10 protein-coding genes are annotated in these 14,870 nt (G+C 71.8%); 2 read left to right on the top strand and 8 right to left on the bottom strand.

Annotated elements, in window-relative coordinates; all coding sequences use genetic code 11:
• Positions 1-9 precede the first annotated feature (9 nt).
• From ACWD4J_RS05770 to ACWD4J_RS05745, 6 genes are all read right to left on the bottom strand, one after another.
• Complete coding sequence (locus ACWD4J_RS05770) at positions 10-651, bottom strand: hypothetical protein (RefSeq protein ID WP_451394045.1); 642 nt, start codon at positions 649-651, stop codon at positions 10-12.
• Positions 636-1,763, bottom strand: coding sequence for a ParA family protein (locus ACWD4J_RS05765; protein WP_451394044.1), 1,128 nt, complete (start codon positions 1,761-1,763; stop codon positions 636-638). The genes ACWD4J_RS05770 and ACWD4J_RS05765 overlap by 16 nt, the downstream gene beginning before the upstream one ends.
• Before the next feature lie 365 nt (positions 1,764-2,128).
• Complete coding sequence (ald, locus tag ACWD4J_RS05760; protein ID WP_451394043.1) at positions 2,129-3,244, bottom strand: alanine dehydrogenase; 1,116 nt, start codon at positions 3,242-3,244, stop codon at positions 2,129-2,131.
• 221 nt (positions 3,245-3,465) lie between these two features.
• On the bottom strand, positions 3,466-5,703 hold the full coding sequence (locus ACWD4J_RS05755; protein ID WP_451394042.1) for a tetratricopeptide repeat protein: 2,238 nt from the start codon (positions 5,701-5,703) through the stop codon (positions 3,466-3,468).
• 430 nt (positions 5,704-6,133) lie between these two features.
• A complete protein-coding gene (locus ACWD4J_RS05750; protein ID WP_451394041.1) occupies positions 6,134-6,760 on the bottom strand; it encodes an NUDIX domain-containing protein in 627 nt (208 codons plus the stop codon).
• A 129-nt stretch (positions 6,761-6,889) separates the two neighbouring features.
• Positions 6,890-8,572 (bottom strand): CTP synthase, encoded by a 1,683-nt coding sequence (locus ACWD4J_RS05745; RefSeq protein WP_451394040.1) that lies wholly within the window; start codon positions 8,570-8,572, stop codon positions 6,890-6,892.
• 487 nt (positions 8,573-9,059) lie between these two features.
• On the opposite strand from ACWD4J_RS05745, the gene ACWD4J_RS05740 reads away from it, so the two are divergent.
• Together ACWD4J_RS05740 and ACWD4J_RS05735 are read left to right on the top strand one after the other, a co-directional pair.
• Complete coding sequence (locus ACWD4J_RS05740; RefSeq protein ID WP_451394039.1) at positions 9,060-10,823, top strand: glycoside hydrolase family 15 protein; 1,764 nt, start codon at positions 9,060-9,062, stop codon at positions 10,821-10,823.
• Positions 10,824-10,931: 108 nt separating this feature from the next.
• Positions 10,932-12,671, top strand: a complete 1,740-nt coding sequence (locus tag ACWD4J_RS05735; RefSeq protein WP_451394038.1) for a PucR family transcriptional regulator — start codon at positions 10,932-10,934, stop codon at positions 12,669-12,671.
• A gap of 37 nt (positions 12,672-12,708) precedes the next feature.
• Here the strand turns inward: ACWD4J_RS05735 and ACWD4J_RS05730 are convergent, their stop codons facing one another.
• The gene (locus ACWD4J_RS05730) at positions 12,709-13,845 is read right to left on the bottom strand and encodes a glycosyltransferase family 4 protein (protein ID WP_451394037.1); all 1,137 of its coding nucleotides are present in this window, start codon (positions 13,843-13,845) and stop codon (positions 12,709-12,711) included.
• A gap of 215 nt (positions 13,846-14,060) precedes the next feature.
• Positions 14,061-14,870: a hypothetical protein gene (locus ACWD4J_RS05725; RefSeq protein ID WP_451394036.1), complete on the bottom strand. Its 810-nt coding sequence runs from the start codon at positions 14,868-14,870 to the stop codon at positions 14,061-14,063.

The raw sequence follows: 14,870 nt of genomic DNA, 5'->3' as shown, positions 1-14,870 counted from the left end.
GCCTACCCCCTACCGCCCCCGAAGCCGCCGCACAAGAATGCTGGCGTCCCCCCGCGACTCGAGATCCGCGAGGACGACGGCGACAGCCTCCCGCACGATCCGCCCGCGGTCCACCGCCAGCCCGTGCTCCCCGCGCAGCACGAGCCGCGCATGCTCGAGGTCCATCAGTTCCTCGGCGGACACGTACACCGTGATCTTCTCGTCGTGGCGCTCGCGCCCACTGGGCCTGCGCGCGGCCGCCCGGCTGCGCCGCCGCGCGGCACCGGATGCGGCAGACTCCGCAGATCCGCCCGCCGACTGCCCCCCGGCCCCCGCAGCCGCGGAAGCGGACCCCTCCTTCAGCGCCCGGCGGCCCCCCGTCGCCCGCTCGCTCTCCGCCGCAGCCGAGCGGCTGCGGGACTCGCCCGCCTCGGACTCGATGTCCGCGGCGGCATGCTCGGCGCTCTCGCGGCCGTCGCCGCCCCGCGCCGTCGCACCCGCCGACTGCGACTGCGCGTCCTCCGCGGCGGCAGCGGCGTCGCTCTCGCCCGCCGGAGCGGGCACCCTGGCCTCGCCGTTGACCGGGCGCCTCGGGGTGGACGCCTGGAGCGCCATTCCCCCGGTCGTACGGAACAGTTCGTCGGCCCCCGGCAGACTCACTCGGCGTGACACCGGGCGAGCACCTCCCTGGCGAGCTGGCGGTAGGCGGCGGCACCGACGGAGTTGGAGGCGTACGTGGTGATCGGCTCACCGGCGACGGTGGTCTCCGGGAAGCGGACCGTGCGGCCGATGACCGTGTGGTAGACGTGATCGTCGAACGCCTCGACGACCCGCGCGAGGACCTCACGGCTGTGCACGGTCCGGGAGTCGTACATCGTGGCGAGGATGCCGTCGAGCTCGAGCTCCGGGTTGAGCCGCTCCTGGACCTTCTCGATGGTCTCGGTGAGCAGCGCGACACCGCGCAGCGCGAAGAACTCGCACTCGAGCGGCACGATCACCTTGTGGGCCGCGGTCAGCGCGTTGACGGTCAGCAGGCCGAGCGAGGGCTGGCAGTCGATCACGATGTAGTCGTAGTCGGCCATGAGCGGCTTCAGGGCGCGCTGGAGCGTCGACTCCCGCGCGACCTCGCTCACCAGCTGCACCTCGGCGGCCGAGAGGTCGATGTTGCTGGGCAGCAGGTCCATGTTCGGGACGGCGGTCTTCAGGAGGACCTCGTCGGCGGACATCCCCCGCTCCATGAGCAGGTTGTAGACCGTGAGGTCGAGCTCCATCGGGTTCACGCCGAGGCCCACGGACAGCGCGCCCTGCGGGTCGAAGTCGACGAGCAGCACCCGGCGCCCGTACTCGGCGAGCGCGGCGCCCAGGTTGATGGTCGACGTCGTCTTGCCGACGCCGCCCTTCTGGTTGCACATCGCGATGATCTTCGCGGGACCGTGGTCGGTCAGCGGGCCCGGGATCGGGAAGTAGGGCAGCGGGCGGCCGGTCGGGCCGATGCGCTCGCGGCGCTGGCGCGCGGCGTCGGGCGCGAGCGTGGCCGCGTACTCGGGGTCGGGCTCGTATTCGGCGTCCGGGTCGTAGAAGTGCCCGTCGGGCAGTTCGTCGTAGTCGGCGAAGTGGTTGCGGACCTCGCCGTTTCCGTTGCCGGCCATGGCGTTCACGTGATGGCCATCCATGCTCTGGTGTGCTGTCTGAGTCATCCGGGGACTCTGGTGGGCTGCGAAGGTACGGACAGCGACGGAGCCGACAGCCTCGAGCCCCGTGGGCCCTGGGCCCTGCGCAGGCATTCCTGGTTGACCACCCCCGGGAGTAAATGTCGACTCATTCACAAGTCGTCTTACCTCCTTGGTGACCAGGAAACTTCTAGATAGGTCAGCGTGGCACCATGCCGACGATTGGCGACTCTATGGCGTGTCACCGGTCCGCAGCAACACAATCCACCGGACCCGGCCCGATGTGTCGGCAACCGAACACCCCTCTGTCAAGGGCGTACAGCAGTCACTGGCCGTGTTTCGCGGGTGTACGAATCGGTTGAACCGCTACGTTCGAGGCAAGTTGAGCGAGTCTCGCAAAGTGAGCCGACACACATCCGGCCGGACCTTGTCGGGCAAGGTCCGGCCGGGTGAGCGGTGTTGACGTAGGCCGTTGACGGTCAGCCGAGCAGGGACTCGAGTTCGACGTGGTCCAGGCCGTGCGCCTCGGCCACCTCGCGGTAAACCACCTTGCCGTCATGCGTGTTGAGGCCCTTGGCCAGCGCCGCGTCACGGCGCAGCGCCTCGACCCAGCCGCGGTTCGCGAGCTCCACGATGTACGGGAGGGTGGCGTTGGTCAGCGCGTACGTCGAGGTGTTCGGGACGGCGCCGGGCATGTTGGCGACGCAGTAGAAGACCGAGTTGTGCACGCGGAAGGTCGGCTCGGCGTGCGTGGTGGCACGCGAGTCCTCGAAGCAGCCGCCCTGGTCGATCGCGATGTCGACAAGGACACTTCCCGGCTTCATCCGCGAGACGAGCTCGTTGGTGACCAGCTTCGGCGCCTTGGCACCCGGGATGAGCACGGCACCGATGACGAGGTCGGCGTCGAGGCATGCCTTCTCGAGCTCGAAGGCGTTGGAGACGACGGTCTGGATCTTCGTACCGAAGACCTTGTCGGCCTCCTTGAGCTTGTTGATGTCCCTGTCGAGCAGGGTCACGTGGAAGCCCATGCCGACGGCGATCTGCGCGGCGTTCCAGCCGGAGACACCGCCGCCGATGACGACGGCCTTCGCGGCCGGCACACCCGGGACGCCGCCCGGCAGCACACCGCGGCCGCCGTTCGCGGCCATCAGGTGGTAGGCGCCGACCTGCGGGGCGAGGCGCCCGGCGACCTCGGACATCGGGGCGAGCAGCGGCAGCGCGCGGCTGGGCAGCTCGACGGTCTCGTACGCGATCGCGGTGGTGCCCGATTCGAGAAGCGCGTCGGTGCACTCCTTGGACGCGGCGAGGTGCAGGTAGGTGAAGAGCGTCTGGTCCTTGCGGAGGCGGTGGTACTCCTCCGCGATGGGCTCCTTGACCTTGAGCACCAGGTCGGCCACGGCCCAGACCTCGTCCGCCGTCTCCAGGATCTGCGCCCCGGCGGCCACGTACTCGTCGTCCGGGATCGAGGAGCCGACACCGGCGTTCCGCTCGACGACGACCTGGTGGCCGTTGCGCACGAGCTCATGCACACCGGCCGGGGTGATGGCCACGCGGAACTCGTTGTTCTTGACCTCGCGGGGGATGCCGACCTTCATCGTCGATCACGGTCCTTGGCTCTGGGATGTTTCGGGCAATGCAACACATACCCGTATACACAGGGGTGCATCGGGAGACACCGCAAAAGTAGGCGGCGGAGCCAGTCTAATGAAGGATTTCCGACTGTCTAGCCTTTCAATGCATCAATCTCTCGCAGATGTACTACGGATTTCGTAGGTGTTAGAGGTCTGCGCCATTGATACCCAGGTCCGTCGGGCGCTCAGCCCGTCGTCCTGCAGGCCTCCTGCCCCGCCTCCAGCTCGTCCTCCGTGCCCACCGAGGCGTCCGCGCCTGCCGAGGCGTCCGCGTCCGACGGGCCCTGCCCGGCGGCCCGCTCCACGCGCCCCGGACCGTCGCCGTCCGTCCTGGCCTCGTGCCGTCCGGGGCCCTGCTGCCGCTCCGGGCCGTTCCCCTGGATCTCCGGCCCCAGCATCCGCTCGGCCACGCCCCGGTGCATCCGTGCCGCGGCGGGGTCCCCGAGCCGCTCCAGCGTGTCGGCGAGCCGGAGCTGCAGCGCGCCCTGCAGCCGTCGATCGCGCGCGTGCCGCGCCCGCTCCACGGCCTCGTGGCAGGTACGCAGCGACTCCTCCGGCCGCCCCGCGTACTCCTGCACCCGCGCCATCTCGCTCAACGCCCGTGCCAGCGCGGGCACATCGCCCGCCCTGCGGTACGCGGCGACCGCCGAACGCCAGTTGCGCAGCCCCTCGCGGTAGCGGCCCGCGTAGGTGTGCACAGTGCCGAGGCGCCCGTACAGCCGGGCCGCGTCGCCGCGCTCGCCGTTGGTGAGCCGCTGCGCCAGGGCGCGCCCGTACCAGTCGGCGGCCCGCTGCCAGTCCCCGAGCTGCTGGTAGGCGCCCCCTACGGATTCCATCGCGCGGCCGGTCGCATACGGGTCGTTCGCCTGCCGTCCGGCGTCCAGGGCCGCCCTGTAGCGGGCCAGCGCCTGCTGCGTACGGCCCGTCCGGGCGTCGAGGTCCGCGAGGTTCAGCAGCGCCGCGGCCTGCTCGCGGTGGAGGTCCCGGCGCTCGGCGACATCGAGTACGAGCCCGTGGATGCCGTACAGCTCGGGGGCGGCCGCCTCCGTGCCGCGGTGTGCGACGAGTGCCCGCACGAGGGCCGCCATCAGCCGCCGGGCAAGCGTGTCCAGCTCGCCGTCGGCGACCGCGAGCCGGGCCGCGGCCAGCAGCGCGGGCTGCCGGACCCGCAGCCACTCGGCGGCGGCAGCGGGGCTCGGGAAACGCAGAGCACGGGGCAGTCCGGCGAGCTTCTTGCGGGCGGGCGAGCCCTCGGGTTCGGTGGTGGCGCGGCAGGACTGCAGCAGCCGTACGGTCCGCTCCAGCATGCGGGCGCGGGCCAGCTGCACCTCGCCGGGGCGGTCCAGCGACTCGGTCAGCTCCCGCAGCAGCGGCATCAGACAGCCGGGCACCTCGTACTGCGGCAGCCGCGAGGTGACGGGCCGGACCAGCCCGAGTTCGGCGAACTCGTCCAGCCTCGCCTGGGCCGTGGAGACCGAGCAGCCGGCGAGCGCGGACGCGGTGTGCGGGTCGACGAGGCCGGCGGGCGCGAGCGACAGCAGCCGAAGGGTCCGCGCGGCGACCGACGGGAGCGCCACGTACGCGTGCTGGAAGACCCGCTCCAGCGCGGGACCTTCCTCGGTCTCGCTGCACAGCCATTTGGCCAGGTCGGCGACCGACGCCTGGGGGCGGGCCGCGAGCCAGCCGCCGGCGAGGAGCAGCGCCGCGGGCTGCCCGCCGCACTGCTCGACGAGGGTCTCCGCGGCGTGCGGGTCGCAGGTGATACGGACCGATCCCGTGAACCGGCCGAGGAGTTCGACCGCGGACTTGATGTCGAGGCCACCGACCGTGCAGGGCCGTACGTCGGGGATCCCGGTCAACGGCCCGCCGGAGACCGCGACGACGAGGCAGTCGGGGTTGTCCGGCAGCAGCGCGTCGACCTGCTCGGCATCCGCGGCGTCATCAAGGAGCAACAGCACGCGGCGGTCGGCGAAGGCCTCGCGCAGCGCCTCGGTGAGGTCGTCCTCCGCGGCTCCGGGCGGGGCGGGCAGGTCGAGGACGTCGAGGAGTTCGCGGGCCGTACGCCCGGTGGGCACCGCAAGTCCGCCCGGCTCGGTCAACCTGGCCCGCAGCACACCGTCCGGGTAACGGCCCGCGACCTGCCGTACCAGCTCTTCGGCGAGCGCCGTGCGGCCGGAGCCGGGCTTTCCGGCGATCAGCAGCACGCGGGCGCGGGGCGCCTTGCGCCCCGCGATGGTGTCGAGCCCGGCGCGCTCGATGTCCGCACGGAGTTCTTTCAACTCCCTTGTGCGACCAAGGAACTGACTGCTCGTCGGAACTTCAGGAGAATACGCGGGATGCTCCCCAGGAGCGGACCCGGCAGCCGACTGCCGCCCTTCCCCCGGCACTTCCGCGCCGTCGGTGTCCACCGCCTGATCCGCCACGGGCCACGCTCCCGTCAAACTGCGCACACGATCCCGCCGGGACTTTCGGTCGGGGCGTTTCCCGAGGGTAGTTCACGCTCTGCAACGATCCCCTGGGAGCACGACGGGTACGTCCCTCGATCGGATCAACCGATCGTCGGATCGGCGGTCGTTCGCTCGACGGAATGGTCGCCGCCAGGCCGCCGACGGCCTCGCACACGAGGCCGGCCGCAGTGCCCCCTCGACCGGCAGGCGCCATGCGGCCGAAGGGGACGTGCCGGGATGTGCGCCCGCTGGGGGTACTTCCCAGGCCCTTAAGGCACTGGGGGAGTACATCCCGGCGCGACCCCGACCCACCCACCGGCCGGAGGCGAACCGGAGCGGACCCGCAGACGCGCACGACAGAACCACCCACCGGCAGGTGGCGAACCCTGAGCGAACCCGCAGACGCTCAGGCCTCGAAAGGCCGGGCAGGCCACGGCGCCTCGGCCGGACGCAGGCTGTCCAGACCGTCGCCGTTCAGCGCCGCGGTGAGCGAAAGGGCGCCCACGACCAGGCAGTTGTTGTGCAGCTCTCCGGCGAGGACGCCACGTACCAGCTCGTCGAGCGGCACACGGGCCAGCTCCATGTCGGCCTCCTCGTCCTCGACCTCGAAGCGGTCGCCGTCGGCCTCGGACAGCTCGCGGGCGAGGAAGATGCGGACGGCCTCGTCGCAGCCGCCGGGCGTCGTGTAGACGTCCACCAGCACGCGCCAGTCCTCGGCCTTGACGTGCGCCTCCTCGTAGAGCTCGCGCTGCGCGGCGTGCAGGGGGTTCTCGCCGGGTACGTCGAGGAGCCCGGCGGGGATCTCCCAGAGCCTCTGCCGCACCGGGTGCCGGTACTGGCGCAGGACGACGACGCGGTTCTGCTCGTCGAGGGCGAGAACGGCCACGGATCCGGGGTGGACCTGGTAGTCGCGGCGGACGACCGTTCCGTCGGGCATGACGACGTCGTCGGTGCGGACGGAGGTCTTGTTGCCGACGAAGGGGGTGTCCGTCGCCCGGATCTCCCACTCCTCGGCGGTGTCCTTGATCGTCATGTCGACCTGCCCTCCTCGACGCGCACGGCCAAACAGCACGCGCAACACACAGAACAAATACCGAACAAATACAGAAACCGGGGCACGTCGCCCGAAAGCGCGTACCCCGGCAACCGTATCGCCCCTGTGTTACTTCCCGGTCTTGCCCGTCTTGCGGGCGGCCTTCTGCCGCTCGACGGCCGCCTTGACGAGGCCGGCGAAGAGCGGGTGCGGCCGGGTCGGACGCGAGCGCAGCTCGGGGTGCGCCTGGGTCGCGACCAGGTACGGGTGGACGTCGCGCGGGTACTCGACGTACTCGACGAGCTTGCCGTCCGGCGAGGTGCCGGAGAACTGCAGGCCGGCCTTCTTCTCCAGCTCCGCGCGGTAGGCGTTGTTCACCTCGTAGCGGTGGCGGTGGCGCTCCTCGACGTACTCCTTGCCGCCGTACACCTCGCGCACGATCGAGCCCTCGGCGAGCTTCGCCGGGTACATGCCGAGGCGCATGGTGCCGCCCATGTCGCCCTCACCGGCGACGATGTCGAGCTGCTCGGCCATGGTGGAGATCACCGGGTGGGCGGTGGCGGCGTCGAACTCGGTGGAGTTGGCGTCGGGGATGTCCGCGAGGTTGCGCGCGGCCTCGATCACGATGCACTGCAGGCCCAGGCAGAGGCCGAGCAGCGGGATCTTGTTCTCGCGGGCGTACTTGATCGCGCCGACCTTGCCGCTCACACCGCGGTCGCCGAAGCCACCGGGAACGCAGATCGCGTCGACGTCGGAGAGCTGCTCGGCGGCGCCCGCCGGGGTCTTGCAGTCGTCCGAGGTGACCCACTTGATCTTCACGCGGGTCTTGTTGGCGAAACCGCCTGCGCGCAGCGCCTCGGTGACCGACAGATAGGCGTCGGGCAGGTCGATGTACTTGCCGACGAGCGCGAGGGACACCTCGTGCTCGGGCTTGTGGACGCGGTCGAGCAGGTCGTCCCAGGTCGACCAGTCGACGTCGCGGAACGGCAGGTCGAGCTTGCGCACGACGTAGGCGTCCAGGCCCTCGGTGTGCAGCACCTTCGGGATGTCGTAGATCGACTTGGCGTCGACGCAGGCCACGACGGCGGTCTCGTCGACGTCGCACATCAGCGAGATCTTGCGCTTGATGGAGGTGGGCACGTCACGGTCGGCGCGCAGCACGATGGCGTCCGGCTGGATACCGATGTTGCGCAGGGCCGCGACGGAGTGCTGGGTCGGCTTGGTCTTCAGCTCGCCGGACGGGCCGATGTAGGGCAGCAGCGAGATGTGCACGACGAAGACGTTGTCCCGGCCGACCTCGTGGCGGACCTGGCGGACGGTCTCCAGGAACGGCAGCGACTCGATGTCGCCGACCGTGCCGCCGACCTCGGTGATCACGACGTCGACGTCGTCCGTGGCCATACGGCGGATGCGGTGCTTGATCTCGTTGGTGATGTGCGGAATGACCTGCACGGTGTCGCCCAGGTACTCGCCGCGCCGCTCCTTGGCGATCACGGTCGAGTAGACCTGACCGGTGGTGACGTTCGCGGACCCGTCGAGGTCGACGTCGAGGAAGCGCTCGTAGTGACCGATGTCCAGGTCGGTCTCGGCGCCGTCGTTGGTGACGAACACCTCACCGTGCTGGAAGGGGTTCATCGTGCCGGGGTCGACGTTGATGTACGGGTCGAGCTTCTGCATCGTGACCCGCAGACCACGCGCCTTGAGCAGCGCGCCCAGGCTGGAGGCGGTCAGGCCCTTGCCGAGGGAGGAGGCGACGCCCCCGGTGACGAAAATGTGCTTGGTCGTCGAGGGTGACGAGGATCGATTCGGCATGGCCAAGACGGAACTCCCGTGGTCGCGGTCTGAATTGCGTGCCGGCTTGCTCGGATTCCGGGAGATCGGAATTCCGGGGTGCCGTCGCTGCGGTTCGGGGGTCTCGCAACGCCGGAGAATGCCCACCGGTCCACGGGCTACCAGGGTATCAGCGGCGAGGCGTGGCCGCTCCCGGCCACGCTCCGCACACGGCTCGCACACACTTCGCCACGGACGTCACCCCGCGCCCACTCTTTCGGCGCATTACTGTTGACGGCTGCGGCACGCGCAGACCTACGGTGCGTCGTATCCTGCTCGGACATTCGCTGCCGAGTCAGCCCGGCAAACGGCACCACCCCAGCCCGTCTCCCGGAACAAGAACTCGTCAGTTCCTTCTTGAAGATCGTTCCCCTTCACCGCACAGCAAGCGCCCCCTGAGGGCGCAATGGCCGTTTGACTGGAGACGTACGTGGCCGGGCGCATCGAGGATTACGCACTAATCGGAGACATGCAGACCGCCGCCCTGGTCTGCCGGGACGGCACGGTCGACTGGCTGTGCCTGCCCCGCTTCGATTCGCATGCCATCTTCGCGGGCCTGCTCGGCACGGAGGAACACGGCTTCTGGCGTCTCGGACCGGCGTACGCGGCAGGTGCGGAGCCGCCGACCGCGAACCGCCGGACCTATCGCGGCGACTCCCTGATCCTCGAATCCGAGTGGGAGACGCCCCGCGGCACGGTCCGTGTGATTGATTTCATGCCGCCCCGTGACGGCGCACCTCAGCTGATCCGCATCGTCGAGGGCGTCACCGGCCGCGTTCAGATGCGCTCGGCCCTGCGTATGCGTTTCTCGTACGGGCGCATCACACCGTGGGTGCACAAGATCGGCGACCGTACGGTGGCCGTCGCCGGCCCGGACTCGGTGTGGTTCGACACCCCCGTGGAGACGTACGGCAAGGACCTCACCACGTACTCGGACTTCACGGTGGCCCCCGGCGAGCGCCTCGCCTTCACCATCTCCTGGCAGCCCTCGCACAAGGAGCCGCCGTCCCTGCCGGAGCCCGAGCAGTCGCTCGAGGCGACCGAGGAGTTCTGGAAGGAGTGGGTGGGGCACTGCACGTACCACGGCCCCTACCGTGAGGCGGTCATCCGCTCCCTGATCACCCTCAAGGCCCTGACGTACGCCCCGACCGGCGGCATCGTCGCGGCGCCGACGACCTCCCTCCCGGAGCACATCGGTGGCGTCCGCAACTGGGACTACCGCTACACCTGGCTGCGCGACGCGGCCATCACCCTGTCCTCGCTGCTGCGCACGGGCTACCGCGAGGAGGCCCGCGCCTGGCGCGAGTGGCTGCTGCGCGCGGTCGCGGGCGACCCCGAGAACCTGCAGATCATGTACGGCATCGCGGGCGAGCGGGAGCTCGGCGAGGCGGAGCTCGACTGGCTGCCGGGATACGAGAACTCCGGCCCGGTCCGGGTCGGCAACGGCGCCGCGAACCAGCTGCAGCTCGACGTCTACGGCGAGGTCACCGAGGCCCTGCACCTGGCCCATATGACGGGCCTGTCCCGCAACGACTACGCGTCCCTGCTGCAGCTCAAGCTGATCCACTACCTCGAGGACCACTGGGACGAGCCGGACGAGGGCATCTGGGAGGTGCGCGGCCCGCGCCGCCACTTCGTGCACTCCAAGGTGATGGCCTGGGTCGCGGTCGACCGCACCATCAAGCTCATCGAGTCCGGCGACGTGGACGGCCCGGTGGACAAGTGGCGCGAGCTGCGCGACGACATCCACCGCGACGTGTGCGAGAAGGGCTACGACAAGGAGCGCAACACCTTCACCCAGTCCTACGGCTCTCAGGAGCTCGACGCCTCGCTCCTGCTGATCCCCCAGATGGGCTTCCTGCCTCCTGACGACAAGCGGGTCATCGGCACCATCGAGGCCATCCAGCGCGAGCTGTCGACTCCCGACGGCTTCATCCTGCGCTACCCCACTGCGGGCGACGACGCGGGCGTGGACGGCCTGGCGGGCGACGAGGGCGCCTTCCTCGCCTGCTCCTTCTGGATGGCGGACGACCTGGCGATGATCGGCCGCGTGGACGAGGCCCGCCGCCTCTTCGAGAAGCTGCTGTCCCTGCGCAACGACCTGGGCCTGCTGGCGGAGGAGTGGGATCCGAAGCTGCAGCGGCAGGTGGGGAACTTCCCGCAGGCGTTCAGCCACGTGCCGTTGATCGACACGGCGCTGCGGCTCACGGCTTCGGGGGCTTACGGAGGCTGACCGGGCAGGGGTGCGCGCACGGTGGCCGAGGCCCCGTGCGCGCCGGCACCGTCGCGCGTGACGAGGGGCAGATGTCGCCGGCTCACAGGCCCGGGTAACGTCCGGACGATGGAGACGCAGGGCGGTATCACCGTGCAGCGGGCACTCGAGCTGCCGGGGCTGCGCAGCGGGCTTCCGGAGGTCCTCGCCGGGGCCGACCGGCTGCAGCGCACCGTCCGCTGGGTGCATGCGGGCGAGGCACCCAACATCGCCTCGCTGCTCAAGGGCGGCGAGCTGCTGCTGACGACGGGGCTCGGGCTCGGCAGCCGCCCCGCCGAACAGCGGGCCTTCGTACGGGGGCTCGCCGAGCGCGGCATCGCGGCACTCGTCGTCGAACTCGGGCCGCGCTTCCCACGTCTGCCCGCGGCCATGGTCGAGACCGCGCGGACGGTCGGTCTGCCCTTGGTGCAGCTGCACCGCGAGGTGCCGTTCGTGGCCGTCACGGAGGAGGTGCACACCGAGATCGTCAACGGCCACTACGCGCTGCTGCAGCGGGCCGAGGAGGTGCACCGGCGGTGCACCGAGGCGCTGCTGGGCGGCGGCGGGGTTCCCCAGGTGCTGAGCATTCTGGCGGACTTCAGCGGCAACCCGGTGTTCCTGGAGACGCCGGACGGGCAGCTCCTGTACGCCGCCGGGGCCGGGCCCGCGGGGACGGATCCGCTGCAGGTGTGGGACGGGCTGCGGGGCGGCCGGGCGGCTCGCGAGGCCGCCAGGGAACAGGGGCCGCCCGCCAGTGCCGTGATCGTGGATGTGCCGGGGGGCGGGCCGGGCGGAGGAGGTCCGGCCGGCAGCGGTCCGGGGTCCGGCCCCGGCAACGGCGGCCCGCGCGGCGGCCCCGCGAGCGGACCCGGCGGCGGGCACGGGCCGACGGGCGCGGTGCGGGCCCGCCTGGTGATGCTCGCGGTCGCGGGCCCGGCCGAGCCCGTCCACCGCATGGCGGCGGAGCGGGCGGCGGGCATCCTCGCCGTCGTCCTGATGCAGGCCCGCCAGGAGGAGGAGCTGGCCGCGCGCGGCCGCGGCGACTTCCTCACCGACCTCGCGGAGGGCCGTATCGCCGCCGAGGACGCTCCGGCGCAGGCCCGGGTGCTGGGTTTCAAGCCCGGCGAGGCGCCGCTGCTGCCGGTCGTGATGCGCTTCCCCGACGGACCCGCCGGGCTCGCGCCGGGCGGCGGCTGGGCCGTCCTGGCCCGTGCCGTCGCGGAGGAGCTGGCGTCGGTGGGCGTGCCGGTGCTGCTGGGCGTACGCCCGGTCGAGGGGCGTGTGCCGCTGCTGCTGGCGCTGCGCTCCGAGTCCGAGCGCACGGCCGTCGCGGACCGGGTCGCGGCGGCGCTGCGGGCCGGTGTGGAACGCGCGGGCATGCAGCGGGCCGGCGGGCAGCCGCCGGTCGTGGTGGTCGGCGTCGCGGGCGGCTGGGCGGCCGCGTCGGCGGGGATGCGGCATGCCGCCGAGACGGCGACGGCGGCGCAGGGCCTGCCCGACCGGCCGTGGTACGACGCACAGCGCCTGGACATCGATCTTCTGCTGTGGCGCCTGCGCGACCACCCGGACCTCGCGGCCTTCGTCGACCGCGCGATCGGCCCGCTGCGCGACCACGACCGCCGCTCGAAGCCGCCGCTTCTGCCGACACTGGAGACGTATCTGGCCCACGCGGGCCGCAAGGCGGAGACGGCCCGCGAACTGCACCTCAACCGGCAGACCCTCTACAACCGCCTGGCCCGCATCGGCGAGCTCCTCGGCACGGACCTGGACGACCCGCAGACGGTGCTCGCCCTGAGCCTCGCGCTGCGGGCGCGGAGATACGCGCCGTGATCGCGGTCGGCTCGGACTTTTCGCCGGCCGGCGCGCGCTACACCGTCAGCGTCCCCGTCAACTCGTCGTAGACGCTCAGGACTTGAGCGACCGTCTCGTCCTCCGTCGGCCAGGTGGCCGCCTGGGCCTCGCCCAGTTCCCTGAGCTGATCCCTGCGCTCGGGGTCGGCGAGCAGGCGTACGACCGTCTCGGCGAGCGCCTCCGGGTCGCCGGGCGGGATGAGTTCCGCCGCGTTCCCGACCAGATCGGGCACGCCGCCCACGGCCGTCGCGACGAGCGGCACGCGCGCGTGAAGCGCCTCCTGCGCGAGGACGGAGCGTGCCTCCCAAGGGCTGGGCAGCAGCGCGACGTCGGCGGCCGCGAGCAGTTCGGGTACGTCGTCGCGTCGGCCGAGAATGCGTACGGGCAGCCCCTCGTCCTCGATACGGCGTTGAAGCGCACCTCGCAACGGCCCCTCTCCGGCGACGACCACGAGCGGTACGGGGTCGAGGTGCCGCCACGCGCGCGTGGCGTCCAGCAGCGTCTCGTAGCCACGGTGCGGTTCGAGGGCGCCGACGGCCATGAGCAACGGGCGTTCGATGGCGCCCAGTTCGGCACGTGCCTTGTGCAGCGGCCGATCGGCGTCGTCGTCCGCGCCCGCCGGGCTTCCGGCCCGGGGCGGCACGGGGAACGCGACGGCCGCGAGCCGCGCGTCACGCGCACCCCGGCGGCGGGCCCGGTCGACCAGATCCGACGAGGTGCCGAGCACGACCGAGGCGGACCTGGCGACCCGGCGCTCGAGCAGGCGCAGCAGGTGGGCGCGCGCGCCCTCTGCGTGCGTGCGTGTGTGCCAGGTGACGACGAGCGGGGTGCGGCGGCCGCTGAGGGCGAGTGCGGCACGGACGGCCGCGTTCAGTCCGTGCGCGTGCACCAGATCGGCATCCGCGCAGGCCAGGCGCAGCGCGGCCACGGACGCCGGGTCGCTGCGGCGCGGCACGGGGATGTGCTGGGCGCCCGCCTCCCGGAAGCCCAGCCCTCGGGCGACCTCGGCGGGGGCGCAGACGGTGACCCGTACGCCCCGGGCGACGAGGCCGGCGGCCAGCGAGCGGACATGGACGCTGCTGCCCCCGCTGCCCCCGCCGAGCACCTGCACGGTGCGCAGCGGTGAGTGGCCCTGCGGTGTGTGGCTGCTCACTGTGGCCGGGCTCCTGGGGCGGCGTAGGACGGTAATGAAGGGTCGTACCGCCTGGGTGGCGGGGCGTGATGGGTTGACGTACAGCCTCAAGGATGCCAGCCCGTACGGACGTTCCGGCACCGGCCGATGACCACCACCGTGTCGGAGCGGGCAACACACCACTATCAGATCACCCAATTGGGCGACCCCATGGCCGTTTTCGTCTGAAAACCGAATCAGCCCACCACCGTCGGCGCCCTGCCGACCTGCCGCGCAACCTCGCTCACCTTGTCGCCGTACACCGCCGCCGCAACGAGCCCGGCCGCGTGCGCCATGAGGCCCGCGCGCCCGTTGCCCGCGACGATCGCGGCGCCCAAGGCCGCGCCCAGTGCGTGCGCACCGGCGTCGCCGATCATCGTGCGCTCGGCGACGTCGTCGGGGAGCACGGCGGCGGCCGCCCCGACGGACGCCGCGGACAGCACCCCGGCCGACCCTCTCCGCAGCACCCCGGCCGACCCTCTCCGCAGCAGTCCGGGTGCGCCCAGGGCGAGCACCGCGGCAGCAGCTCTTCCCGGCCGTACGTCCACGAGATTGACGAAGTGTGCGGTGCCGGCGATCACCACGCCCGCCAGAAGCCTGTCCAGGGGACGCTCCTTGAGCAGCGCCCCGGCGGCGAGCCCGGCCGCCGAGATGCCGAACAGCTTCACCGCACCGCTGGTCACCTCGCCGTCGCGCAGCGCGGACAGATGCGCACGGAACCCGCGCCGGGGGTCACCGGCACCGGCGACGTCGTCGTACGCCCCGCACGCCCCGGCCGCCAGCACGGCCAACGCGGCGGCACCGCGCGTACGGGCAGGCAGCACGCCGACAGCGGCCCCCGCGACGACGGCGGGCCCGGCCCCCAGATGCACGGTGCGCCCGGCGTGGTTCGTACGCTCCCAGCGCGCGGCGCCGCCGGGCGACCGGCGCCGCAACTCCCCAGCCACAGCGCGGGTGATCCCCGCGGAAAGCCCGAACGCGGCAGCCCTGCTGAACTTTCCGATCAT

The organism is Streptomyces sp. NPDC002577, assembly GCF_053594815.1.
The sequence above is the reverse complement of the archived record's forward strand: the minus strand, read 5'-3'. Positions and strand labels throughout refer to the sequence as shown.